Below are 23223 nucleotides of genomic sequence, written 5' to 3'. Positions count from 1 at the left end.
TTAGAGTAATACGTGGAACTGGCAGCGCGGAGCGGTGAGATTTCAAATTCCAACCAATTCATTCGCCGGCTTTTCTGACTTCGCCGCCTCAGGCAGCGGAACCATATGCGGCGTGTTTGCTGATAGAACCCGTTAAGCGCGGGATAGTTATGCGGCCTACCGTAGTAGAGGTAGTGTCCACGCAGCACAGCGGCAAGCGCAACGCCTTCAGCTTTCGCGTCAGGCGTTTCCCTTCCGCCTTGTGCTTCACGATAAACCTGCCATCACGGGTTACTCCACAATAGTGAATGAAGCCCAGGAAGGCGAAGGTCTCGGGCTTTCGCTCGCCACGCCGCTGCCGAGTCAAAGCCGCGAACCGGCCAAACTCGATCAGCCGCGTCCTACCTTGGTGGAGCGCCAGGCCAAAACTGACTAGTCGCTCCTCGAGGGCCAGAAGCATATTCAGCGCATCATCCTCGTTCTCGAAGCCCATAACGAAGTCGTCGGCATAGCGCACGATCACAATTCGGCCGCGTGCATAGCGTCGACGCCATTGATGAACCCACAGCGGAAGACGTCCATCCGCCTCATCGATCCGCCGCCCGGGCATCAAGCTACAGCACGATCCACTTGCCATTTAAGGACGGCACCTCGACCAAATCTTCCGACGCCCACACGGTTGCGTTTTGAAAGCTTTCCTTCACGCTTCGCGCAAAGTTCCCGTAGAGGAAAAGCCGCCCCTCGCTCGCGGTCGAGCAGGCCACGACGTATATGGTCTCGGGCTCATCGGGCATCTTGCAGAGCTGTTTGCAATAATTCTTCCAGGTCGTGGTGCCGCTAACACCGTCAGGACCGCCATGCCCGACAATGACGAGGAATTTCTGCGAATCGCCGTTTCCTTGCTTTGATGCGCTGTTCTCGGTGATTAGTTCGAATTCGCCCGTGGGCTTACTTATGTAATTTTGGCGGCCATTCATAATCGTGTCGACAGCCTCCTTTACAGTCGTGTCTTGCATATCTATAGATACGATCTGGTACATGTCTTTACTCCGCTTGGTTGAAGCCTGCGTCGCATAATTAGCCGGCCAGTATCCTGTTGAGAAGGTTGCGCTTGACCGTCTGCACGGTCTGCCAGTCATCCTTCAACATGCCGCCTGTATCGCCGCTGTTGGGGTTGAGTGCCCAGTACGCGAATGAGATTCCCAGTTTACCGGCAGAAAGGTCATTGCTGCCATCGCCGGTGAAATCGCCGTTCAGGTATTTGCAAAGGTTCGCCGTCCATTGCTTTTCAAGGTCGCCGTGGGGCGAGAGTGTCGGATTAACCGCGCCGGTGCCGTCCAAGCCGTACTTGCCGCCGAACTCGCCCACCCAGATAGGCGCGATATTCTGCTCGAAGATGAAGCCCCAGTGAGCCCGCCAGACGGCGTAGAGATTGTTTGGCCATCCTGCCGGTGCTGTCTGGCCATCGTAGGCAAGCCACGACTGCACGCCGACGCTCTGGCCATATTCGTGCGGGCTGTAGGCCAGCCGCCCGGAGCGGGTGAGCACAACCGGGCGTGTAGCTACACCTCCAAGTGCCCCACCCCACCAAAAAGCGCCGCTGGCATCACTACCGACGCCTTCGCAGAAGATGATCCAGTCAGGGGCGATGGTGTGGATTTGATTGCCGCACTCCTCGACGTACCCGGCCCACGTCGCCCAGTTCAGGTCATGCGGCTCGTTATGCACGTCCGCGCCGACAACGTTGATTTTGTCACGATAGCGGTTGGCCATGATTGCCCATGACGATTTCCACTTCGCCAGCGTGTATCCAGTACCGACTGGTGAACCGTCCGCACCTACGCCTGCAGTGCGCCGGTGATGATCGAGGACAACATAGATTTCGCTCGCGAGGCAGTAGTCAATGATTTTGTCGAAGATCTGCAGGGCTGTCAGGCCCAACAAATCCGGATTAGCCGATGCGCTGATGACGGATGACGGCGGTACCGGGTTGCTGGTGGCCATATACCCGGAGAACGGCAAACGGATGCAGTTAAAGCCCAATTGTTTAATTTGATCGATGATGCCGCGCCATGACCGTCCCCATGTGCCGTGCGGGGTATAGTTTTCCCCTTCTGCCCCAAACCAGTTGATGGACTTGAGGCGAATAGCTACGCCGTTCGACTGCACAAACTGGTTGCCGCTAGTGCGTATACGGCGCAGGCCTATCTCGAGATTTTCTTCGCCGGGAAGGCCGTAGATTGGTTTGACGCCCATTTCCTCGAGCGCCCTGACCAAGAGGTCGGACCCTTTGACCATGCGCTGTACACCATTAAGTTTGGTTTTTTCGGCGGACATTTCGATTTCCTTTTTCCGATTGCTGCTGCGAAGTTGTTGCCAACTATGCGCCTAGCCTTTCGGCTTCTTACCTTTCGGCTTCTGCTTTGACGTATCGAGAATCGGCCGGTCCTTCTGCTTGCGGTGATCCGACTTCGCAAATGCAAATGTTTTGCCCTTGAGCTTTGCGAAGGATGCTTTTTTCTTTTTCGCAAACAGGATCAATTGCGTGAACTCGGTCTTTGGGTCGCAGTCGGCGATGAGGATTTTCTGCCCAAGTTCGACAAGGGCGGCGGGCGTATTCTGGGATGTAGTGGATTTGCCAATGCCTCCCTTTCGGTAAAACGCGATCTGACGCAGAGCAGCCATTATTGCTTCCTTTTCGTGTTCGAACCGACCGAGGTGATGCCGCGACATCGGACGCGGCTGGTTCCGTCGCGGCCCGAGAACAATTTTCAAGCGTCGTGCCAGACTGGGCGGATTGATGTGGCAGAACGGAATTTGGCGCTGCCGCAAACACTTAGAGGGATAAAATACCGGACCGAAGAATAGTAAGGCGTGTCGCGAAGCGGACAAAGTTGACGACAATGTCGCACACATGTCGTGAGTATCCTGAAGAGACAGCAGAGGGGCCTGTCGCAAACATTTTCGAAGCGCGCGATTATCCCTTGAGCATCTTCAGTTTCATGCTTTGTTAACTTTCTGCAGTCCGAAGAGGCGCGCAAGCAGATCGTTCTGATCGTTGATGGTCCAACTGCCCGAGAGGCCGAAGCCTTTCCTCAGCCACAGCATCGCCTCGAAACCCGCGATGGTTCGCCGCGCCGTGTTGAAAGATTGGAAGCCACCGATTTTTGGCATGTTCTTCTTTACCCGGTGCTTGGTGACATAGTGGACGGGGTCCGGATGTAGAAGCCCATCATCAACCGATGTTTTGATCATTGACGGGAAGGTGTTGGCCCCGTCCGTCCCGACCTTATTCGGCGACAACAAGGGCTCGTCTTTGAGCATCTTGCGGAAGAACCGTTTGGCGGCGTCGGGATCGCGCTTCGCCGTCAATAGGAAGTCCATCGAATTGCCATGTTTGTCGATGGCCCGATATAGGTATCGCCATTTGCTGCGGATCTTGACATAGGTCTCATCGACGCGAACAGAGCCGCAATGTGGCCGGCGGAACTGACGCAGCCGCTTCTCAATCAGCGGCGCGTAGGCCAATACCCACCGATTAATTGTGCTGTGATCGACCACGAAGCCGCGTTCCCCGAACATCTCCCCGATATCCCGATAGCTGAGCGGATAACGAAGGTACCAAGCGACCGCCTGTACAATCAGCCATGCCTCGAAATGCCTGCCTTTGAAATCATGCTTCGACTGGCGCTTCAGCTTTTCGGCAATGGCATTCAGAATCATCGGTTCGCTCCCGCAGTTACTTGGAATGACGGACGTGTCTGATCACCTTGAACGACGGTGATACAGCAAGCTGCAACGGCAATTTAAATCAGGGGCAACTATACGCGCTGGTTTTCTACACTCGGCGGTAACTATGAGACAGGCAAAGATTTTTCGATCACCAACGCGATTGATCACTTGCGATCTGCCCGAGGGCAAGGGCATGGCTCCGGCATATGTCTGGCGCGCGCCGGATTTTGTGAAGACGAAACTACGGAGCGCACTCCAGATAGAGCCTTGGTTCGCCGGCAGCTGATAGGGTGAAGCCGCCTCGCCGCATGCCCGAGTTTCCGGCAGCACAGCCATTGCGCAACGCCCGCGGCTTTTCCCGGCTCATGGATAAGCTGGAGTCCGGGGGACATTCTCATTGGGACCAAGCACGACCGCCTCGACCGGTGTTGCGATTGACGTCCGCCACGGTGAAGAGTTCTGGTGGAAATGGGCGTGCGGGTACTATTCCTCGCGCTACGCGGCGCCGACCTCACCAACCAGGCCGGGACGATGCCGATCGCCTGTTCAGGCATGCCACGCTTTGCATCATGTCTATGGGTGCGGGGAAAACGGCGCGCCGGCGAAACCCAAGGGGATTTTCCACCTTCATCACGACGCCATGCTGAATTTGAGCTCCCTATTCGCTTGTCGACCGATGCTACGGGTGGATACCAACAGTCCGGCGAGGCTTGGGAAGAATGTTAGAGCCTGACCGAAAAAGAGTTAAGTGAAATCAGCCTGTTGTGATTCTGTTTGTTTGCTTAGGACGAACGGAGACAAAGGGCTGGACTGATTTCACCCGTCGGCAATATGCCCGACGCGCAATGCGGTATGTAAGCGATCTGACGGACCGGGAATGGGGATTGATCTCGCCTTGCCTGCCTGAACCGAGGCGGCTGGGCAGGCCGCGCAGTACCGATCTTCGCGAGGTCGGTGAATGCGTTGCTTTACATCGCCACGACTGGGTGGCAATGGCGGATGATGCCCAAGGATTTTCCGCCTTTTACAACTGTGCGGTCCTATTTCTATGAATGGCGAGCGACAGGGTTATGGGGTCGGATCAACCATCATCTTGTGATGGAGGCGCGTGAATTGAAGGCCGAGAAGCCTCGCCGTCTGCGGGAGTGATCGACAGTCAAAGCATGAAAACCACGGAAAGCGGCGGAATTTCTGGCTATGGCGCGGGCAAGAAGATAAAGGGACGCAAGCGTCATATCGTCGTCGACACGCTCGGACTGATGGTCGGCTTCATGGTTCACAGCGCCGACATTCAGGATCGCGACGGCGCGCCTGCCGTTCTCAAAACTATTCTCAAGCGCTGGCCGTGGCTGAGACATATCTTCGCCGATGGTGGTTATGCCGGACCGAAGCTGAAGGGCGCACTGCAAAAGATCGCAAAGTTCAGTCTCCAGATCGTCAAGCGGACCTACAAGGCAAAAGGCTTCGAGGTTCTGCCACGAAGTACATCGCCATGAGCTTGTCCATCTACCGCTTTCAGGAGCCTCACGACATGTCCGACAGTGTCGTCACCTTTGGCGGCTTCGTGACACGCCACAGGATTCATCGGTCCGGTATTTTATCCCTCTAAGTGGTTGCGGCAGCACCAACTTCCGTTCTGCCACATCAATCCGCCCAGTCTGGCACGACGATTGAAATTGTTCCCGGACTGCGACGAAACCAGCCGCGTCCAATGTCGCGGCATCGCCTCGGTCGGCTCAAACACGAAAAGGAAGTAATAATGGCTGGTCTGCAAGCGACTTTTGACAACAGTGTCCGCACATTCGTAGACGCTGGCACCGCGGTCCTGGAAGGGCACCACTTTGTCTCTGAGGAGCTGAACAAAAAACGGCTGATACCGCTTACCATGCTCCTCGGAACCGCTGATGGTGAGCCGGAAGGCGATAAGGAAAAGGGTGTCCAGTTCCGACTGAACCAGTCCGGTAATATCTTCTACTCGATGTCCAGTCGCGAATTGCAGGGCGAAACAAAGAAACTCTTTGAGAGTGTCACAGTACTCTTCGCCGCGATGACGAAGGCGCTAGCTTCAAAGAACAAGACGATCTTCGACTACGACGCTTGGGGTAAGATCATCGCCAAGTCGGGGTATTTTATCGAGGTGCAGAAGTTCCAGAAGACCCTGTCTCTTAAGAGCGGATCGTTGACGATTGATACACAGGTAATTCAGCAGCTCATCCCGGGTCTAACGTCGGGTAGCTCGTTGGAAATCGCCAAAGGGGTGCTGAATGCCCTCAACGGCGAATTCAAGAAGGAAGAGGCGGTCGAGAAGACAAAGCTCGCCCATATCCTATTTATCTGCGAAGAGCTTTTCGGCGCTCCCAGTGTCACCGTACGTCTGTTCTTTGCTTCCCAGGAATCGCACAAGGCGATGACCTCCACGCCCTGCCACAAGACAACGTCGGTTTCTTTCGAGCAATTGCAGGAAGCCAATACCTTCCTGTTTGTCTCTCCTCGCACGATCGCCGAATTCGCAGGCACGTTCGGGGACTTTCCTGACGAATACAACAAACTGATCGGAAAACTCTCCGGATACGTCGACGGCTAACCCGCTATCGGCGCAAGTGTTCAGTTTAAAAACAGGAGGAACTCATGAAATATTATTGCTGGATGCAATACTACGACGATGACACTAAAAAACAGACCAAAAGTTCCGAAGTAAAATTCGCAGACAAGCACAACCACTCAGCCACGCCAAGTGACAAGGACTGGGAGGATTGCCTTGACAATCTTGTCGACAAAGTGAATCGTCTGAGAGAGGCGCCGTTGGCCGCCCTTAGCAGAGCTACAATCAAGGCCTCCGCCGAAAAGAAAACCCGGTCCGCGCACTAGCGGGCATGGTGCAATTGTGCTGGGGGGGCAACCCCCTGGCACTCCTTTCGTCATTCGCATCCTGAAACGAGCATACAAGATCGGCAACCTCAGCAGGCGCCATGACAGAGTGACCGCCGCACGGGCGCGCGAGCAAATCGGACAACTTCCCACGCGCCGAGTCGCGGATGGCAGGCCATTGAGCCGCCTTCCTCGCCGCGCCTTTTGTGTCTAGGAGCCATAGAGGAAAAGTGACTCAGCTAGGTGGAAAGCGGTGGTTCTTGTAGCTTACGGTCGGACTATTCATCCCAACCCGTTATCCCACAATCGTTAAGCCGCAGACAACGTGACATCGCCCTCAGCGGGTAGCTCAAGTACCCTGTAACCGCCTGTACGATCAGCCACGCCTCGAAATGCCTGCCTTTGAAATCATCCTTCGACTGGCGCTTCAGCTTCTCGGCAATGGCATTCAGAATCATGGCTCGCTCCGCAACTTTCGGAGCGGCAAATTCCATGCCTATGCTGCTCAACATACGGTTAAGCCCGAAAATTTGCGACAGCCCCACTTAATCCCTCCTGGTTGGGATCGATGCACCAACGCCTGTATCAAGTCGAACTCACCGACCAATTATTAAAATTGAAGTTCATCCCCTCGGGGGAAGAGGTAATCTCGACGCCATATTGAACGCTGCCGACGTGTATGTCGCCAAAGTAACCCTTCGACTTGAGCCACTCCAGGATGCTCTTGATGTCCACCGTTCCGCTGGGCGATGTCACGTTGTTTGATCAACGGCCGTAAAGTCGCTTGTCGGTAAACTCATGCAATTGCAGCGGTCACGGCTTTCCACTGCGCCATGGCGCGGATGCGATGAATATGGGTGGCTAGGGCTGAGTGTCTCTGGTGCGGCGCGACGAAAAGATTTCGGACTGCTGAAAAGACCGAGATGAAACGTTGCAAACCTCCGACGGATCGAAAGCCCTGCATCATCCGCTCTCGTTTTCGAAGCGGCACGTGAGAATTCTCTGCGCGATTGTTAAGGCCCTTGTGCGATCGATGTTCGACAGCGGGCATCACGTCCCGTTTTGCCGCTCCGTATGAGCGCAGTTTGTCGGTGATGATGCGCTTCGGTGACAGGCCCTGCTTCTTCAGCAGCCTGACCAGCAATCTCTTGGCAGCCTTGGTATCGCGGCGGGTCTGGACGATCTCATCGAGAACGTAGCCGTCCTGGTCAACGGCGCGCCAAAGCCAATGTTTTTGACCGCCGATGGAAATCACGACCTCGTCCAGATGCCAGATATCCTTCCGCGACGGCTTCTTTCTACGCAACTGCTTGGCGTAGGCCGCCCCGAATTTGCGGCACCACCGCCGTATCGTTTCGTAAGAAACGACGATGCCGCGCTCCAGCAACATTTCCTCGACCAGCCGCAGGCTCAACGGGAACCGGAAATACAGCCAGACCGCACGGGCGATGATCTGCGGTGGAAAGCGGTGGTTCTTGTAGCTGATGGTCGATGAAGTCATCTCAACCGAATTATCCGCCACCCGTTAAGTTGCCGACAACGTGACATCGCCCCAAATACGGTTGATTGTCACACGAAAGCGTGGATAGTCACCGGGATGGAGAGCCGGAAATGAATCTCAACGATGACGACGAACACCTGATAGAAACGCTTTTCCGCAACGGCACGATTACCGTCGTGGGGGTGGTGCTTTCATTTTCCCTAGGCTTCCTTACGCAGTGGGCCAGCAATCCAATACCGTGGAGACTTGCCGACCTGCCGACGTTGGTCGTCATAACTATAGGCATCGTCTTTCAGCTGCGCTCCCTCGCTTTACTTTTGCAAACGTCATCACTGAAAAAAGTCGTCTACGACAAGGCAAGCCGGCTATTTCTGAATGGCGTGATCATCACTGGGTCTGGCGTTTTTCTGGCGATCCTCATTGACACGTTCCAGTTGCTGATGGAGCGTTAACCGACACTTGGATTGTGTCAGGCGAAATGAGAAACTGACCCCCTAACGAAATGAAGAAGTGCCCCCTCGTTTCACAACGAGGAGAGATGGATGACGAGCTTGATTTCAGCGCATCCTGCATTGTCGCGAACGATGCAGGGCGAAGGGCACTGTAAAGTTATCAGCGGATTGATGCAGCGATAGCTGGCCGGGACGGCTGTCAGGCTGCGGCGACACACGCGATTTTGTTCCAGATTTGCATGGCGGCGTTACGCAGGTCTCGATGTTGAGCCGATGACAGCGTATTGCGGGGAAAGTGGAACAGGTTGGCAATCGGATCATGGATGGAAACGAACCGCTGAAGCTGGCGTGCCGACTTGAAGCGTTTCATGGTCCTTTCGCGTCGTCGGGTCGGCTGGTGCGAATTTTCCGCTCGATTATTGAGGCCTTTGTGCGACCGGTGTTCGACACCGGGCATGAGGTCGCGCCTGGCGGCATCATAGGACCGGAGCTTGTCGGTGATCATGACCCGTGGTGTCCGCCCTTGAGCCTTCAGCAACTTACGCATCAGACGCTTTGCCGCCTTGGCATTTCGGCGGCTTTGCACCAGTACGTCGAGGACGAAGCCGTCCTGATCGACCGCACGCCAGAGCCACTGCTTCTTGCCATTGATGGCCACCACACATTCGTCGAGATGCCATATGTGGACGGCCCCCTCCTTGCAAGAACTCTTTGATGATTTGATCGGATTTCTTGCGTTCATATGTCCGGCCTTTTGTTGCGTTCACACATGAACGCTGGCCAAGATGGGTTCCGCGACGTGGGTTCCAAACACTTGATCGGCCTCGTTGGGCCACTGGCATCTACGGAGTGTACCGCGTCTCGGATCGATCGATCACACCATCTAATCGTTTCCTGCAAGTTCACGCATCAGCTCAGCACGGTAGCGTCTGTATCCTGTTCACCGTGACCGACTGATCTCTTCACGCCGCGCAGGCCAGAGCCGGGCGCGCAGCATTGCCCTTGTAAGCCTCGCCGGTCACCATCATTTTCCAGGCGATCCTGGCGATCTTGTTGGCCAACGCGACAGCCGCGAGTTTTGGGGCCTTGCGCTTGAGCAACTCGATGAGCCAGAGCGAAGCGTTCCTGCCTCTTCCCGCTCTCACCTGTCGAAGCAACGAGGTTGCACCCACGACCAATGTTTTGCGCAATGCCTCATCGCCGGCCTCGTAATGATACCGAGCCTGACTTTGCCAGCAGTCGAATGATCCTTGGGCGTCAGGCCCATCCAGGCGGCAAACTGCCTTCCAGATCTGAACTGTTCCGGTGCCGGCGCTTTCATCACCAGCAAGACCGCGCCGATTGGTCCGACACCAGGGATCTTTGCAAGACGGCGACATCATTCATTGTTGCGATACCAAGCCATCAGTTTTGCCTCCACCTCTTTCAGGCGCTCACCCAACTGCGCAAATTCCTCAACGAGAGACGCGAACAGCTCACGCGCCACAGCCGGAATGCTTTCATCAATCATGATGCGTTCCAGAAGGAGCGGAAGATGAGACATGCCTTTGGCCGCGGTCAGCCCGAACTCAGCTGGATAGCCACGAATCGTATTGGCAAGCTGCGTCTGTGCGGCGACAGCGCGCTCGCGCATGCCCACCAGCATCAGCGCGGCTTGCTGATCCGCACTCTTTACCGGAACGAACCGCATCGTCGGGCGGCTCATCGCCTCGCATAGCGCTTCGGCATCGGCCGCATCATTCTTGCCGCGCTTGACGTAGGGCTTCGCCAGTTGTGGCGCGATCAGCTTTACCTCATGTCCGAACCCTGTCAGCAACCGCGCCTAGTGATGCGAAGCGGCACAGGCTTCGATCGCAATCACGGTCGGTGGGCATGTCGCAAAGAAATCCACCATCTCCTTGCGGCGCATCTTCTTGCGCAGGATCGGCCGCTCGGCGGCGTTCACACCATGCAATTGAAAGACGTGCTTTGACGTATCCATGCCAATACGGATAATCTGATCCACGGGCGGCTCCTTCGTTTGAGATCGTTAGCAGCTCACTCTGGCACATTTCGATGCCGTTCGGGGGCCGTCCACCCCAACATTTGTCGCCCCAGGCAGCCGGCTGACCGTCGCTTGATCTCCCGGGCGAAATGCCGTCCGAATTTCTCCGCCCAGCTTCGAATGGTCTGATGCGTGACGATGATGCCGCGGGCCGCCAGCATGTCCTCAACCATGCGCAGGCTGAGCGGAAAGCGCAAGTGGAGCCATACCGCGTGCGCAATGATCTCAGCGGGAAAGCGGTGGCGACGATAAAGCGGATCACGAGCAACTTCTGACATGGCCCATGTACGCACATCTTCATCAGCCGTCGGTTAACTTTACGGTGCCCTTTCGTAGCCACGCGGATAATCTGAACGGTGCGGTTTCCATAATCTACTCCTTCCGAGCGAGTGCTTTGATGCAGCCTCACTCTGCCAGAGCGCCTGTCGCTGTCTCATGGGATCTAAAGCCGAAAGGTGCCCCTCACCCGCCCCGATCTGATCTTGCAACCCGGACCAGCCGGTCAGATCGGGGCTGGTCGCCCTACGATATGGACCTCAAAGTGACACTTCTACTTTGCACGCGATCCGGACATTCCAACTTCCCCGCCACATAATCAGCTTGCCCCCTGTCCCAGCCGTGACAAGGACTTGAACTAAGATGCCCCTGACCACTTCGCGCCGCCTACTTTGGCTCTGCCGGTCGGGATCACTTGTGCAAATTGTAGCGGCCGACCGCCTTACGAATCAACTTCTTGGCGACATTGACGTCCTGCCAGCCGGCTATCTTCACCCACTTGCCGGGCTCCAGATCCTTGTAGTGCGAAAAGAAGTGCTCAATCTGCTTCACCAAGATATCCGGCAGGTCGGTATAGTTCTCAACCTTGTCGTAGCAGCGCGTCAACTTCGCCACCGGCACGGCGATGATCTTGTCGTCCTTGCCGGCATTGTCTTCCATGACCAGAACACCTATCGGACGCACACTGATGACGCAGCCCGCAACGAGCGGCCAGGTGTTCGCAATCAGGACGTCGATCGGGTCACCGTCTTCTGACAGCGTGTGCGGCACGAAGCCATAGTTTCCCGGATAGGTCATCGAAGTGGAGAGGAAGCGGTGTGCGACGAGTGCGCCGGCTTCCTTGTCCAGTTCGTACTTGATCGGCTTGCCGCCGACCGGCACCTCGACAACGACATTCACCTCGTCCGGCGGGTTCTTGCCAACGGAAATCGCTTCGATACGCATAGGGCCTCCTTTTGTTGAATTTAGGCGCGCAAGCTAGCCCACAGGATCAATCGCGTGAAATCGACCTCTGGATCGCAAACGATGAGGATTTTCTGCTGCCGAAAAGCTGAAACGGCAGTCGAAGGATGATTTCAAAGGCAGGCATTTCGAGGCATGGCTGATCGTACAGGCGGTCACCTGGTATTTGAGATATCCCCTGAGCTATCGAGATCTGGAAGAAATGTTCGAAGAGCGCGGCTTCGAGGTCGATCATAGCACGATCAACCGCTGGGTATTGAGCTATGCGCCGATGATCGAGAAGCGTCTTCGCCAGTTTCGCCGGCCGCATTGCGGATCGGTTCGGATTGACGAGACCTACGTTAATACCAGCGTGAGCGACCTGTGACTCTTTTTGAGGTTTCCAAATCAGTTGATTTCTGAATCAATACCGCAAACGGAGGTTTGCGGATGACATCAGGAATTCCACTGCGCGATGACTTCGACGGCTTCGCTCTTCGGGCGTTGGCCAAAGGCACGAAGGATGCAGCACAGGCTCGGCGGCTTCTTGCCCTTGCCGAAATCTATGATGGCCATTCCCGCAGCGATGCGGCCAGGATCGGAGGCGTGACCCTGCAAATTGTCCGCGAGTGGGTTATTCGCTTCAACGCGCGTGGCCCGTAGGGCTCATCAATGGCAAAGCACCCGGCAATCAAGGAAAGCTTTCCGACGTGCATCGCCAGGCTTTGGCAAAGATCGTCGAAAGTGGCCCGATACCGGCGGTGCATGGCGTTGTGCGCTGGCGGCGCAAGGATCTTGCTCAATGGCTGTTCCAAGAATATCAGATATCCGTCGATGAAACGACCATTGGCCGCGAATTGAAGGCGCTCGGCTTTGCAAAGCTGTCTGCCCGCCCGCGCCATTACGCCCAGAACGAAGGCGACCTGGAGAGTTTTAAAAAAACTTCCCCGCCACACTGGCAGCAATCAAAGGCAGGCTCCCGAAGAACGTCGAGATCGAGCTCTGGTGGGCCGACGAAGCTCGGATAGGCCAAAAGAACAAGATCACCCGGCGATGGGCACGCAAGGGAACAAGGCCTTCGGCACCACACGATCAACGCACGATGTGGACCTATATCTTCGGCGCTATCTGCCCCAAGAAGGGCAAAGGTGCGGGTCTCGTTCTTCCCTACTGCGACACCAGCGCCATGAACCATGCATTTGATCGAAATCAGCCAGGCCGTCGATGACGGCGCTCATGCCGTGCTGATCGTTGATCAGGCGGGGTGGCATGTCACGCCGAAGCTCGACGTGCCCAACAACATCACACTGCTCTTCCTGCCGCCACGATCGCCCGAATTAAATCCCGTCGAGAACGTGTGGCAATTTCTGCGTGACAACTGGTTGTCCAACCGGATCTTCAACGATTACGAGGACATCGTCGCCCATTGCTGCGACGCATGGAACAAGCTGGTCGCTCAGCCGTGGAAGATCATGTCGATTGGAATGCGTGACTGGGCGCACCGGTTTTGATTAGCGCTCGTTGGTATAAACCAAGGAGTGTCTTCTCGAAGTGCCGCCCAAATCGAGGCCCGTTTGCCCCTTTTAATATAGGTCCCCGCGCCCTGCTCGGGATTGGAAACACCCAGCCTCACCGCCTCAGAGTCTTGGATACGCCACACCTGCGTTCCGGACCCATCATTGTCCTGGCGAAGATAGTGCGTCGGCGGCTCCTCTTCTCTCGTTCCGTCGCTCATCCCGGGCCGCCCTCGACGTCATCGTTCCAATTCATATCTCTACACCACGCCGAAGCGCTCGCGCATTTCAGCGGTGCGTAACCACGTGTCACCGGGCAAGCGTTCGATGAATGCCGCGAAAACGCTGGTAAATGACTGGAGGGTCGTTTGGTCGGTCAGAGCTTCGGCCTGCTGTGTTGGAAGCAATGGCTGCATGTCGGTCAGAAAGCGCGGCCGGGCAAGCTTCGCGAACATCCGTTGCTCAGCCTGTGCCCGCGTGATGACCTGGCCCGAAAGTGCGACGTAGCGGCCAAAAAAGTCAGCCACTTTCTCCACATTCAGGCCCTCAAACGTCTCTAGGCCATGCGCCAGGTCATAGAGATCGCGACCCTTCTCCCGCTGCAGCAGCGCGCGCAGTTTGGTGGCCAACATTTCCTCACGGGAGAATGTCGGGACGGACGCATTCCCGATGAACCATGGATTGGTCACGCCGAACGGCAAGTCGATCGGCGGATCATACGCTTCGATCTCGCTGATGTTGGTTTCGACCTTGAGGCGGATGGGGACGCCGCCGCCGTCCTCGGCCTCAATCCGGAATTTCAACTTGGGTGCGACCGGACTTGACTCGTACTGACCGTGTCCAAGCCACGGCTCGAGGACGACACGCAAGGCGTCCAGGACCGGGCCGATCGGCCCGGCCTCTGTGCGCACGAGATCAATGTCTTCCGAGTAGCGCAGCGGAGCCGGGAAGTGCAGTTTATTGAGGGCTGTGCCGCCGCGAAACCTCAAGGCTTCGCGCAAGAAGGGGTCGGTGAATATCGCGACCACCGCCCGGCTGATAATCAGATCCTGTTCGATCTGACGTTGATCGGCCCAAGGCGCGACATTGCCCCACGCGACAATATTCTGAGCTGGTATCATTCATCGGCCTCCGGATAGCGGCGGACGATGACCCGCCAACGCGGGTCGCGCTCGAGCACTTCAGTAGAAAAGTCGGGATCGCCGGCTTCTTTGCGGTCCAGCTCCGTCCAGGGCAGGTTGCCGCGGTCTTCCAAGGCGGTACGCATCGACGCCAGGCGTGGGCCGTGACCCAGCCTGTCGAGAAGGTAGCCGAGGCGCTGCACGACCGGCCGTTCGGTGACGCGTGACAGGTTAGTCAGGCTTTCGAAATCAATCTGCGGCGCGATATCCCTGAGGACAGTGAAGATGTTATCAAGACCGCCGGCGCCACGAGAATACCGCAGAATGTCGAGCGCTGTGAGAGCTGGTGACGACACTCTCATCGAACCTGTCTCGGTTTTCTTGTCGACAACGCCCGCGGCGACGGTCTCCATATCCTTTCGGTAGTAGAAGACGACGCGGTTGCGACCGGCCCTGATCTTGGGGAGCCGTTTGGCCGCCACGACTTGAAACTCCATCACGGCCTGATGCGTTGCACCGTGCAGTTCGGCAGCCTTAAGCAGACCGACATAATAGGAATTCCCCTCATGGCGCATCAGCGCGTCAATGTACCAGGTTGGTGGCGGAGCGCCCAATGACATGAATTGTGGAGGGATGACGATATAGAAGTCGTGGCGCGGGTTGAGGAGTAGTTTTCGACGCTGCAAACGCTCGGCTGAGTCCAGGAACGCGCCACGATTGATGCCCAGCGCTTCGATCGCCTCTCGGCCATCAAAAACTACCCGCCCCTGGGAGAGCAAGTTTGATGTATAGGCGGAAAGCGCGGCCCGTTTATCGTGAATCATGTCCAATTATCCGCTCTATGCGCAGACATTGCAACACGCTTTGTTTTCATGGATGATTCATGTTCAAATATCCGCGATATATGCGGATTTTCCCACATGATTTCTCTCGATAGCTTGCAAATCCAGCCGTTGCGCGGACCTTCGCTTTGCACGCCGGAAGGGACTCCTGCCAAAGCGACGCTGCGCATGCCGAATTTCAATCCCCTGACCGCGGGCTATTTCCTGAGCCGTCAGACGCTCGTTCCCTGCACGACCCGATCGCCAACCTCTTTCACGTTCCCCGCCACGATGTTCCATCCACCCACCATCGAGAACTGCGAGCAACTGCCATGCAAGCATGGCGCCTAATCGCGCCCCTTCATGCCGAATGAACCAAAGCCTCACTCCCAGATCTTGTTTTCACAGCGTTAAGTTTAGAGTGCCGCATCATCAGGACGGCTCGGAAGAAGAACTGAGACACGCCTCATGCTGACATGCCGAGCCTGCGGCATCGAACCCTTGGCCTACTTGCGCCATCTTCTCGGCGAGTTGCCCCAGGGCGGAGCAGATGCCGACATCACCGATCTGCTGCCCTTCAACTTCACCAAACCCGCCGCTGCCTGAACCGATGCGACCGTCTGACAGCGACCAACGTCAAACTGGCCGCGTCAATGCGCATGGAAACGAGCGCTTACAGTAAATCTACTCATTTACCTCGCCCAGAAATGATTATAGCTGAATTGGTGTCTTCAATAACACTCGCCTCAGTTGGAGCTGGGCCAAGAAGCGGTCCAAACGATTGGAGGCACCGTAAACTTAACGCTGTGAAAACAAGATCTGGGAGTGAGGCTTTGGTTCATTCGGCATGAAGGCGCGCGATTAGGCGCCATGCTTGCATGGCAGTTGCTCGCAGTTCTCGATGGTGGGTGGATGGAATATCGTGGCGGGGAACGTTAAAGAGGTTGACGACCGGGTCGTGGATGGAAACGAAACGCTGAAGCTGTCGCGCTGACTTGAAGCGCTTCATGATCCTCTCCCGTCGTCGGACGGGTTTATGAGAGTTCTCCGCCCGATTGTTCAGGCCCTTGTGCGAGCGATGCTCGACGCCCGGCATGATCTCTCGCTTTGCTGCGCCGTAGGACTGCAGCTTGTCGGTGATCATCACACGCGGCGAACGGCCTTGGCCTCCTGCTGTTGCTTCAAATGGAGGTTACGATGAGGGAACAACGTTGGTGGACGCAGACGGCCCTCTTCCCCGGTGTGCTTGCTATCGCGACATCATGGATCATTCCTTCCCTCTTCCCTCCGTCGTTGTCGTCGTTAGCCGTTGACCTTGCACCATCTGGCGTGGGGTTGGCGGTTCTGGCTATCTCAAGCCTAGGACTTCCGCATTGGAAACGATTGGCTCTTGCCGTGTGCCGTCCGACCGTTTCCGAATTCTGATCTGGTCTGAGTGGTGGATAGGTATGTCTTCAGAACCCGAAAAGCATGTCTCCCAAAGTTCGGCCCGGACTGCGGCCCATATCTCAGCATCGGTGCATCAGCGTGTTGATTTCGAACTACGTCGGCTGGAGGGTGGCAAGTGGCGGCTTCGGGTCATTTCCCAGCAAGGGTTATATTGGATGAAATCCATGAACGTGGGCTCTGGCGAGGACGAGCTTCATCTTAACCTGATCGCCGCGAACGATTTTCTGAGAAGTGTTCGACGTCACGGCCTCAAGACGGAATACATCGGCCCCCTGGGTCGTTGTCTGCTGTGAGCCGGTCGGTGTCGCCATTGTTAAATAGGCCCGGAAGCATCCTCTACCGGGCGAGGACGGCATCTTATGCGTGGTCCATCGCTGAAATGAGATCAGGGAACTTTGCCATGTATGTCGCCAGCAGCAGGGGATCATTGTCCAGGACTGGAAACGGTCCGAGCGAATGCCGACACGGCGCGCCCGCTATGCCGGAATATACCATGAAGGGAGCGGACTATAGCCGCCAGTTTGCGGGTACCGTATTTCCGCGTTTGGGTGCGCAGGATCATACACATTACGACCCCAGCGATTTCGGCTACGTAGCCTATGAGGCTCGAGGCTATGCCATCCGCGGCGGCAATCATTTGTCTGGCACCCACATCACGGGAGCGACGAAGGCCAATTCCGTCGTGGACAAGAACCAGCGCGGCTGGGACCACGAAAACCTCTACCTCGTGGGTGGCGGCAGTATGCCGATCATCGGTACAGCCAATGTCACCTTGACGCTGGCCGCCATGTGCTTCCGAAGCAGTCGCGACATTCTGAAATATCTGCACTGAACGAAGACCAATATCCGGTACGCGGAACGAACTGCGGAACTCGACGCACGCGACACGAAGCCGGACTGTGCACCTAACTACATTCCAGGGAGCTTGAGGATGGATCCTTATGGCATTAAGACGCTCGATGAGCTGAAAGAGTTTCTCCACCGTGCGATGCAGCTCGAACATGCAACGATTCCGCCGTATCTGACGGCACTTTACTCGATTAAGCCCGGAGTAAACCGGGATGCGGCGCAAGTTCTTCGCGTGATCGTCGTGGAAGAAATGCTGCATTTGACCATTGCGGCCAATATCCTCAATGCCATCGGTGGCACGCCGGATCTTACTAGGCCAGATTTCGCGGTTAACTATCCCGCCTCGCTCCCTGACGGCGAGACCGACTTTAAGGTCAGCATACAGGCTTTCAGCCGTGAAGCCCTGGCGACATTCTTGAAAATCGAGCGGCCGGCCCGGCGCCCCGAACATCTCGCTGGCAAGGGCCGGATACAACGCAAGAACTCCCCGCATATCACAGCGCTCGGCAGTGATCCGAGGCACGAAGATCTCCATTTTTACAGTATTGGCGAGTTCTATTCGGCAATCGCAGACGGCATGAAATACTTAGAAGCCGAAGCGCGCCGGGCGGGCACAACGATTTTTATCGGCGAGACGTTTCGCCAGATTACCTCGGAACATTATTGTTCCGGCGGCGGTGCGTTGTTTCCCGTGACCGATCTGAAAAGCGCCCTCGAAGCCATAAAGCTCATCATGGAACAGGGCGAAGGTGACGGTGGCGGTATCTACGACGATGACGAGCACGAACTGGCCCATTACTATCGTTTCGATGAACTGGTGAAAGGCCGCTATTACCGGAAAGGTGATCAGGCCGACCACCCCACGGGTCCGCATTTGCAGGTCGACTGGGAAGGCGCTTATCCCATCAAACCGAACCTCAAGGTGGCGGAAATATCCGAAGGCTCGGAATTGCGTGAGGCGGCGGCCGACTTCAATACATGTTATGGCGAGTTTCTGGAGCTTTTGACGCGTGCCTATAATGGCCAGCCGAGCTTGCTGCTGGAAGCCGTTCCGATCATGTTCGAATTCCGCAATATAATCGTTGAACTGATCCGCAATCCCCTGCCGGGCCATCCCGGTAAGTACAGCAGCCCCACCTACGAGATTCCCCACAGTGCCAAACAGGCAGCTGTCACCGGGCAAGCGGAGGTGATCGCATGAGAAGACGAAGCTCAGGGTGACGAACTGGCCGGAGTATGAAGCAGGACTTCGTCGGCGTGGCAGCCTGACCTTGTGGCTGACACCGGAAGCCCTGTCCAAATGGTATGCTCCAAGACGCAAGACCCGCGGCGGCCAGCACCGTTATTCCGATCTAGCAATCGAGACCACCTTGACGCTGGGCCTGGTGTTTGGCTTGCGGCTTCGCCAGGCAGAAGGCTTGTTGGAATCGGTGCTGCAATTGATGGGCTTAGCGCTTGCCGTCCCCTATCACACCACGCTGAGCCGTCGGGCGCGCGCATGGCGATCTGCCGGGAAGCGGCCCGGAAATCAGGTTCCACCTGCCGGACCGTTGCTGCTCTGGTGGACAGCACCGGCCGGCAGGTTTACGGGGGAGTCAGCCGTTTCAAAGATCCCCATCCGTTCAGTTCCACATCCGTCCACCAACGCCCGAAAACATAAGACATCACTGTTCCTCTTCGCATTCAGATGGGAGATCGCACCACAGCCGAGCCGTACTCAATCGCGCGGGCCGGAGGCCCGTTCAATCCACAGGGACCGGCAATTTTAACAATGATTGCCGGTCGATCTTGCCTGTTCCGGTCTTCGGCAGTTCGGCGACATACTGAATGATGCGTGGGTATTTGTGGGGCATCAGAGTCGATTTCACGTAGTCGCGCAGGATGCGGGTTTGCACATCGCCGTGCACTGCGCCATCGCGCAATTTCACCACGGCCCGCAATGTCATACGGCGATCCTCCAATTCATGTGCGAGGATGGCGCACTCATGCACGTCGGGATGTTCGTTGAGGCAGCGTTCAACCTCCATCGGCCAGACCCATTGCCCGGAGACTTTGATCAAATCGTCGGTGCGACCCAGAAAGTAATAATAACCATCCCGCTCGACGAAACGGTCTCCGGTGGCCATCCAGTCTCCACGCATCGTCTCGCTCGTCTTGTCGGCGCGGTTCCAATAGCAAGGCGCGGAAGAATGGCCGCGGATGAGCATTGCGCCCTCCTCGCCCGGTTCTACCGGCTCACCATCTGGCGTGACGAGCCTGATTTCGTAGCCCGGAACGCGCGCGCCGGCGGCACCGATACGGTGATCGTCGAGTTGGTTGGAAAGATAGATGTGTAAAAGCTCGGTCGAACCCAGCCCTTCGGTCGGACGGTGCCCGGTAAGATGTTTCCAGGCATTGTAGACGTCTTCCGAGAGGATTTCGGCCGCCGACATCGATTGCCGCAGCGACGAGAGATCCCTTGTCTTGGCTGAACTTGCGCGAACTAGAGCAGTGTAGAGGGTCGGCAACCCAAAAATTACGGTTGGTTTGAACGTTTCGACCGTGTCCAGCACGGCCTCAGGCAACGGTTGCCCGGCCACCAGCAACGTCGTTGCGCCAATTGAGAAGGGGAAAGTAAACGAGTTCCCGAACCCGTAGGCGAAATAAATCTTCGGCGCCGAAAAACAGATATCTTCCTTGCTCAGTTTAAGGACATATTTTCCGAACGACGCTTGAGTATAGGCCATATCATGGTGAAGATGGACAATGCCCTTCGGTCGGCCCGTAGAGCCTGAGGAATACATCCAGAAGGCCATATCGTCCGGCCCCGTATCGGCGCAGGGCAATTCATCCGGCTGGCCGTTCAGAAAGTTAACCGCAGCGATCCTCTGTGTGCCGTCAGCGACTCCGTTGACAGTCACCACCTGAGCGACAGCTGTCCCATCGAGAACCTCCGCCCCGAATTTGTCCGCCAACGCCGCCTCGCAGAGCGCGATTCGGGCTCCGGTGTCCTTAAGATAAAAGTTAAGCGTATCGGGCGTCGTCTGAATGTTCAAAAGAACGGGGACAAAACCTGCTCGCACGGCCCCAAAGAAAGCTGCCGGACAGGCGGGCGTGTCATCGAGGAAGAAAGGGATGCGCTCCCCACGCTGCAGACCAGCGGCGATGAAGGCATTCCCCCAGCGCGAGGCCTCGGCCACAAGCTCCGCATAAGTCAGCGATCCGATGGGACCGATCACAGCGAGCTTATCGGGATTGCGGGCCAGATTGTCCCACAGAATAGACGAGCAGTTCGGATGTGCTGTCTTATCGAAGCCGATTTCGACCGCGCCTGGAACGTTGTCGCCAACCGGATCGCTGATCTTTTGCCCCTCACTCGCCTTCGATGCGTCATAGCGGGCCATGAATTGCGGCGTGATTTTGCGTAGTCGGTCCCTGTCCACCCGTCCCGAACGTGTCATATAGTCGAAGGCGAAATCCAGGGGCTCCATCCTCATCTTCGAAGCAAAGCCGTCATACCAGTTCGCAGATGTATTCGCGGCGTTGACAATTTTCCTCGCAATGGGGGACCTCTCCGCCTGATAGGCTGCTAGCGCTGCGTCCACGTCCTCATGGGCCGCGAGAGCGCTGACCAGCGCGATGGCATCCTCCATTGCCAAACGCGTGCCCGAACCGATCGAAAAATGCGCCGTATGCGCGGCGTCGCCCAACAGCACATGCCGCCCCGCTACCCATTTGTCGCACCATAGACGGGGGAACTGCCGCCACATCGACTTGTTGGCGATAAGCGGGGCGCCTTGGAGAATATCGCGGAAAATCTCCCCGCAGAGCCGAGCACTTCCTTCTTCACCGAGGGCACTGAAATTCCAAGCTTTGAAGGTGTCGTCGTCACATTCGACGATGAATGTGCTGCGATCCGGTGAAAAGCGGTAGCAGTGCGCATTGAGCGGGCCATGCTCCGTCTCCACGAAGCTCTGGGTCAGGGTGTCGAACGGGCGGGTCGTGCCGAACCACGCGAAGTGATTGCCCAAGACCTCCAAATGCGGCGCAAATTTTGATCCAAGGGACCGTCGCACGAGGGAATTCACCCCGTCCGCGCCGACGATCAGATCCGCTTTGAGTTCGTCGAGCGACTCCACGATGTGGGAAAAGCGAAACTCGACACCAAGCGCTTCTGCCCGCTTACGCAGGATCTCGATCAGTTCCAGGCGACCGATAGCGGAAAAACCGACCCCGTCTAAGACAACACTGCCCTTGGGCAGGTTGAGGGTCATGTTCTGCCAGCGCTCCATATGCGGCGTGACAAGGCTATGCGTTTCTGGATCGTGGCCCTTCAGGAAATCCAGCGCCTGATCTGAAAAAACAACACCGAAACCGAAAGTCGCTCCCTGCGGATTCTGTTCGCTGATCCGGACCCTGACATGCGGCAGCAGACGCCGCAAAAGAATTCCGGTGTAGAGCCCAGCAGGTCCACCACCAAGGATCTCGATCGTTGAACGTCCCATATTTCTCCTCCCAGGGGGCTTTGACAATGTGAGACAGAGCATAGTACGTGTTCAAAACAATGAACCAAGCTGATTTGTCCCAGAAGGTCACATTTGGGGACTGCGACCCAGCCCGAATCGTGTTTTATCCCAATTACTTCGCGTGGTTCGATCGCACTTTTCACAGCTGATTGCGGCCGCACGGAGGACATGGCGCCCTGGTCACTCGATTGGGAGCGATAGAGCTGGGCCTGATGCAGGTGTATCGCCCGAACGGATGATAGAGACGGCTTCGGCGGCGGAGACAATCTTGGTAGTGGACTTGCCAATTCCGCCCTTTCCATAGAATGCGATCTAACGCAGCCGCCATGCTTGGCGTTCCTTCATGTGTTCGAAGCAATGCGGTTATACCGCAACGCAGATGCGGAGGCCGTTCCGCTGGCTCGCAATAGCTCTCAAGATTCGTGCCAGACAGGCCGATTGAGCTGACCAATAATTATTTGCTGCTATTCCAGTTATGTGGGCAGAAAATACGCGATTGGGCGAAGATGAATGCTTGTCGCGAAGCCGACAAAAGTGACGACGATGTCATAAGTTGGATGTCGAGAATTTAGTTAATCAGGCCATCTGGAACTGCGACTTACGACCCGTGCGGGAAGAAATTAAGCGGAGATCGCATTGTCCTCAATTTTGGTAGAGGGGGAGTCCGATCGCCGATGTCTGTCGCAAAGCAGAAGCTCCTAATCGCGACCTTCTAAATTAGCGCAAAATATACCGGTCTGATGCTCTCACAAGTGAAGCGTCTACGCCATTTTGGAAGGGTGAACGTCAAGCAGGAGAACGTCGCGGAGCTATCGCTGAACAAGACCGTGCTGCAGGGGTGTCTCCTTCGTTCGTGCAAGCGTCATGGTTATCCAGGTGCCAGGCGCACGGCGAGAGCCTCGTGAGGTCACCACCACCAACGGGATGGTCCGCCTCCCCCGCGCAAGCCCTCGGCATCAGCAAGCAGGGAACCGCTATGTTCGGACTTTTATGCATGCCGCACAATCGTCCTTCGGAGATCCTGCTTTCGCCCAATTACAACGCACCGGCATAATGATGGACGAAACAGTCGATCAACATGCCGTAAATCCTGTGAAAAAACGGCTTCGTGCCCGAACTATCTATTGGGAACGGCGTGTGCGGATCTGTCATCATGACCTGCTGCAACAG

Annotated in this window: 15 protein-coding genes and 12 pseudogenes; 12 read left to right on the top strand and 15 right to left on the bottom strand. The window is 56.4% G+C overall.

The features are described 5' to 3' along the window. Nucleotides 1-88: 88 nt before the first annotated feature. From ACMUVN_RS32175 to ACMUVN_RS32155, 5 genes are all read right to left on the bottom strand, one after another. Entirely contained in the window at nucleotides 89-496 is a 408-nt protein-coding gene (locus ACMUVN_RS32175; RefSeq protein WP_245268473.1) for a hypothetical protein, read from the bottom strand. A gap of 97 nt (nucleotides 497-593) precedes the next feature. After that, nucleotides 594-1019 (bottom strand): hypothetical protein, encoded by a 426-nt coding sequence (locus tag ACMUVN_RS32170; protein ID WP_017969002.1) that lies wholly within the window; start codon nucleotides 1017-1019, stop codon nucleotides 594-596. Nucleotides 1020-1056: 37 nt separating this feature from the next. Next, on the bottom strand, nucleotides 1057-2316 hold the full coding sequence (locus ACMUVN_RS32165) for a glycoside hydrolase family 5 protein (RefSeq protein ID WP_017969003.1): 1260 nt from the start codon (nucleotides 2314-2316) through the stop codon (nucleotides 1057-1059). A gap of 51 nt (nucleotides 2317-2367) precedes the next feature. Continuing rightward, a complete protein-coding gene (locus tag ACMUVN_RS32160; RefSeq protein WP_017969004.1) occupies nucleotides 2368-2664 on the bottom strand; it encodes an AAA family ATPase in 297 nt (98 codons plus the stop codon). Between the two features lie 315 nt (nucleotides 2665-2979). Further along, nucleotides 2980-3702, bottom strand: coding sequence for an IS6 family transposase (locus tag ACMUVN_RS32155; RefSeq protein ID WP_017969005.1), 723 nt, complete (start codon nucleotides 3700-3702; stop codon nucleotides 2980-2982). A gap of 854 nt (nucleotides 3703-4556) precedes the next feature. Between ACMUVN_RS32155 and ACMUVN_RS32150 the strand changes: the two are divergent. The 3 genes and pseudogenes from ACMUVN_RS32150 to ACMUVN_RS32140 all read left to right on the top strand — a co-directional run. Then, nucleotides 4557-5192: pseudogene (locus ACMUVN_RS32150) on the top strand (IS5 family transposase); the annotation flags it as partial. 278 nt (nucleotides 5193-5470) lie between these two features. Further along, nucleotides 5471-6295, top strand: coding sequence for a Zygote formation protein zyg1 (locus ACMUVN_RS32145; protein WP_414815975.1), 825 nt, complete (start codon nucleotides 5471-5473; stop codon nucleotides 6293-6295). A 44-nt stretch (nucleotides 6296-6339) separates the two neighbouring features. After that, on the top strand, nucleotides 6340-6579 hold the full coding sequence (locus tag ACMUVN_RS32140; RefSeq protein ID WP_017969008.1) for a hypothetical protein: 240 nt from the start codon (nucleotides 6340-6342) through the stop codon (nucleotides 6577-6579). A gap of 338 nt (nucleotides 6580-6917) precedes the next feature. Here the strand turns inward: ACMUVN_RS32140 and ACMUVN_RS32135 are convergent. After that, a pseudogene (locus ACMUVN_RS32135) lies at nucleotides 6918-7037 on the bottom strand (IS6 family transposase); the annotation flags it as partial. Between the two features lie 338 nt (nucleotides 7038-7375). Continuing rightward, nucleotides 7376-8127 (bottom strand): annotated as a pseudogene (locus ACMUVN_RS32130) (IS6 family transposase). A gap of 63 nt (nucleotides 8128-8190) precedes the next feature. Between ACMUVN_RS32130 and ACMUVN_RS32125 the strand changes: the two are divergent. Next, complete coding sequence (locus tag ACMUVN_RS32125; RefSeq protein ID WP_018496486.1) at nucleotides 8191-8532, top strand: hypothetical protein; 342 nt, start codon at nucleotides 8191-8193, stop codon at nucleotides 8530-8532. Nucleotides 8533-8637: 105 nt separating this feature from the next. On the opposite strand, the pseudogene ACMUVN_RS32120 reads toward ACMUVN_RS32125, so the two are convergent. The 4 genes and pseudogenes from ACMUVN_RS32120 to ppa form a co-directional block, all read right to left on the bottom strand. After that, nucleotides 8638-9211 (bottom strand): annotated as a pseudogene (locus ACMUVN_RS32120) (IS6 family transposase); the annotation flags it as partial. Nucleotides 9212-9494: 283 nt separating this feature from the next. After that, nucleotides 9495-10537: pseudogene (locus tag ACMUVN_RS32115) on the bottom strand (IS110 family transposase). A gap of 95 nt (nucleotides 10538-10632) precedes the next feature. Continuing rightward, nucleotides 10633-10854 (bottom strand): annotated as a pseudogene (locus ACMUVN_RS32110) (IS6 family transposase); the annotation flags it as partial. A gap of 409 nt (nucleotides 10855-11263) precedes the next feature. Beyond that, nucleotides 11264-11797 carry an inorganic diphosphatase gene (ppa, locus tag ACMUVN_RS32105; RefSeq protein ID WP_065277176.1) on the bottom strand — a complete coding sequence of 178 codons (534 nt, stop codon included), beginning with the start codon at nucleotides 11795-11797 and terminating at the stop codon, nucleotides 11264-11266. A 106-nt stretch (nucleotides 11798-11903) separates the two neighbouring features. On the opposite strand from ppa, the pseudogene ACMUVN_RS32100 reads away from it, so the two are divergent. Beyond that, nucleotides 11904-12158 (top strand): annotated as a pseudogene (locus ACMUVN_RS32100) (IS6 family transposase); the annotation flags it as partial. An 86-nt stretch (nucleotides 12159-12244) separates the two neighbouring features. Continuing rightward, a pseudogene (locus tag ACMUVN_RS32095) lies at nucleotides 12245-13305 on the top strand (IS630 family transposase). Nucleotides 13306-13568: 263 nt separating this feature from the next. Here ACMUVN_RS32095 and ACMUVN_RS32090 read toward each other — a convergent pair. Both ACMUVN_RS32090 and ACMUVN_RS32085 read right to left on the bottom strand, forming a co-directional pair. Beyond that, on the bottom strand, nucleotides 13569-14429 hold the full coding sequence (locus tag ACMUVN_RS32090) for a nucleotidyl transferase AbiEii/AbiGii toxin family protein (RefSeq protein WP_065277634.1): 861 nt from the start codon (nucleotides 14427-14429) through the stop codon (nucleotides 13569-13571). Further along, complete coding sequence (locus ACMUVN_RS32085; protein ID WP_017969035.1) at nucleotides 14426-15253, bottom strand: type IV toxin-antitoxin system AbiEi family antitoxin domain-containing protein; 828 nt, start codon at nucleotides 15251-15253, stop codon at nucleotides 14426-14428. The genes ACMUVN_RS32090 and ACMUVN_RS32085 overlap by 4 nt, the downstream gene beginning before the upstream one ends. A 242-nt stretch (nucleotides 15254-15495) precedes the next feature. On the opposite strand from ACMUVN_RS32085, the pseudogene ACMUVN_RS32080 reads away from it, so the two are divergent. Together ACMUVN_RS32080 and ACMUVN_RS32075 are read left to right on the top strand one after the other, a co-directional pair. After that, nucleotides 15496-15624 (top strand): annotated as a pseudogene (locus tag ACMUVN_RS32080) (IS6 family transposase); the annotation flags it as partial. 91 nt (nucleotides 15625-15715) lie between these two features. After that, nucleotides 15716-15856, top strand: a pseudogene (locus tag ACMUVN_RS32075) (transposase domain-containing protein); the annotation flags it as partial. 232 nt (nucleotides 15857-16088) lie between these two features. Here ACMUVN_RS32075 and ACMUVN_RS32070 read toward each other — a convergent pair. After that, a pseudogene (locus ACMUVN_RS32070) lies at nucleotides 16089-16415 on the bottom strand (DDE-type integrase/transposase/recombinase); the annotation flags it as partial. Nucleotides 16416-16623: 208 nt separating this feature from the next. Between ACMUVN_RS32070 and ACMUVN_RS32065 the strand changes: the two are divergent. The 4 genes and pseudogenes from ACMUVN_RS32065 to ACMUVN_RS32050 all read left to right on the top strand — a co-directional run. Further along, entirely contained in the window at nucleotides 16624-16992 is a 369-nt protein-coding gene (locus tag ACMUVN_RS32065; RefSeq protein WP_130657432.1) for a hypothetical protein, read from the top strand. 200 nt (nucleotides 16993-17192) lie between these two features. Next, nucleotides 17193-17531, top strand: coding sequence for a GMC oxidoreductase (locus tag ACMUVN_RS32060; RefSeq protein ID WP_245268479.1), 339 nt, complete (start codon nucleotides 17193-17195; stop codon nucleotides 17529-17531). Between the two features lie 99 nt (nucleotides 17532-17630). Then, nucleotides 17631-18749 carry a ferritin-like domain-containing protein gene (locus ACMUVN_RS32055; protein WP_065277632.1) on the top strand — a complete coding sequence of 373 codons (1119 nt, stop codon included), beginning with the start codon at nucleotides 17631-17633 and terminating at the stop codon, nucleotides 18747-18749. Nucleotides 18750-18765: 16 nt separating this feature from the next. Next, nucleotides 18766-19178: pseudogene (locus ACMUVN_RS32050) on the top strand (transposase); the annotation flags it as partial. A 112-nt stretch (nucleotides 19179-19290) separates the two neighbouring features. Here the strand turns inward: ACMUVN_RS32050 and ACMUVN_RS32045 are convergent. Then, on the bottom strand, nucleotides 19291-22032 hold the full coding sequence (locus ACMUVN_RS32045; RefSeq protein ID WP_065277631.1) for a benzoate-CoA ligase family protein: 2742 nt from the start codon (nucleotides 22030-22032) through the stop codon (nucleotides 19291-19293). Nucleotides 22033-23223 lie beyond the last annotated feature (1191 nt).

It is taken from the genome of Rhizobium sp. IY2 (assembly GCF_047532935.1).
In the GTDB taxonomy this organism is placed as follows: Bacteria; Pseudomonadota; Alphaproteobacteria; order Rhizobiales; family Rhizobiaceae; genus Rhizobium; species Rhizobium anhuiense.
The sequence above is the reverse complement of the archived record's forward strand: the minus strand, read 5'-3'. Positions and strand labels throughout refer to the sequence as shown.

Bases quoted from the DNA above. Each gene is read 5' to 3' on its own strand.
- ACMUVN_RS32170 (WP_017969002.1), bottom strand. From the start codon at position 1,019: ATGTACCAGATCGTATCTATAGATATGCAAGACACGACTGTAAAGGAG.
- ACMUVN_RS32165 (WP_017969003.1), bottom strand. From the start codon at position 2,316: ATGTCCGCCGAAAAAACCAAACTTAATGGTGTACAGCGCATGGTCAAA.
- ACMUVN_RS32160 (WP_017969004.1), bottom strand. From the start codon at position 2,664: ATGGCTGCTCTGCGTCAGATCGCGTTTTACCGAAAGGGAGGCATTGGC.
- ACMUVN_RS32155 (WP_017969005.1), bottom strand. From the start codon at position 3,702: ATGATTCTGAATGCCATTGCCGAAAAGCTGAAGCGCCAGTCGAAGCAT.
- ACMUVN_RS32145 (WP_414815975.1), top strand. From the start codon at position 5,471: ATGGCTGGTCTGCAAGCGACTTTTGACAACAGTGTCCGCACATTCGTA.
- ACMUVN_RS32140 (WP_017969008.1), top strand. From the start codon at position 6,340: ATGAAATATTATTGCTGGATGCAATACTACGACGATGACACTAAAAAA.
- ACMUVN_RS32125 (WP_018496486.1), top strand. From the start codon at position 8,191: ATGAATCTCAACGATGACGACGAACACCTGATAGAAACGCTTTTCCGC.
- ppa (WP_065277176.1), bottom strand. From the start codon at position 11,797: ATGCGTATCGAAGCGATTTCCGTTGGCAAGAACCCGCCGGACGAGGTG.
- ACMUVN_RS32090 (WP_065277634.1), bottom strand. From the start codon at position 14,429: ATGATACCAGCTCAGAATATTGTCGCGTGGGGCAATGTCGCGCCTTGG.
- ACMUVN_RS32085 (WP_017969035.1), bottom strand. From the start codon at position 15,253: ATGATTCACGATAAACGGGCCGCGCTTTCCGCCTATACATCAAACTTG.
- ACMUVN_RS32060 (WP_245268479.1), top strand. From the start codon at position 17,193: ATGAAGGGAGCGGACTATAGCCGCCAGTTTGCGGGTACCGTATTTCCG.
- ACMUVN_RS32055 (WP_065277632.1), top strand. From the start codon at position 17,631: ATGGATCCTTATGGCATTAAGACGCTCGATGAGCTGAAAGAGTTTCTC.
- ACMUVN_RS32045 (WP_065277631.1), bottom strand. From the start codon at position 22,032: ATGGGACGTTCAACGATCGAGATCCTTGGTGGTGGACCTGCTGGGCTC.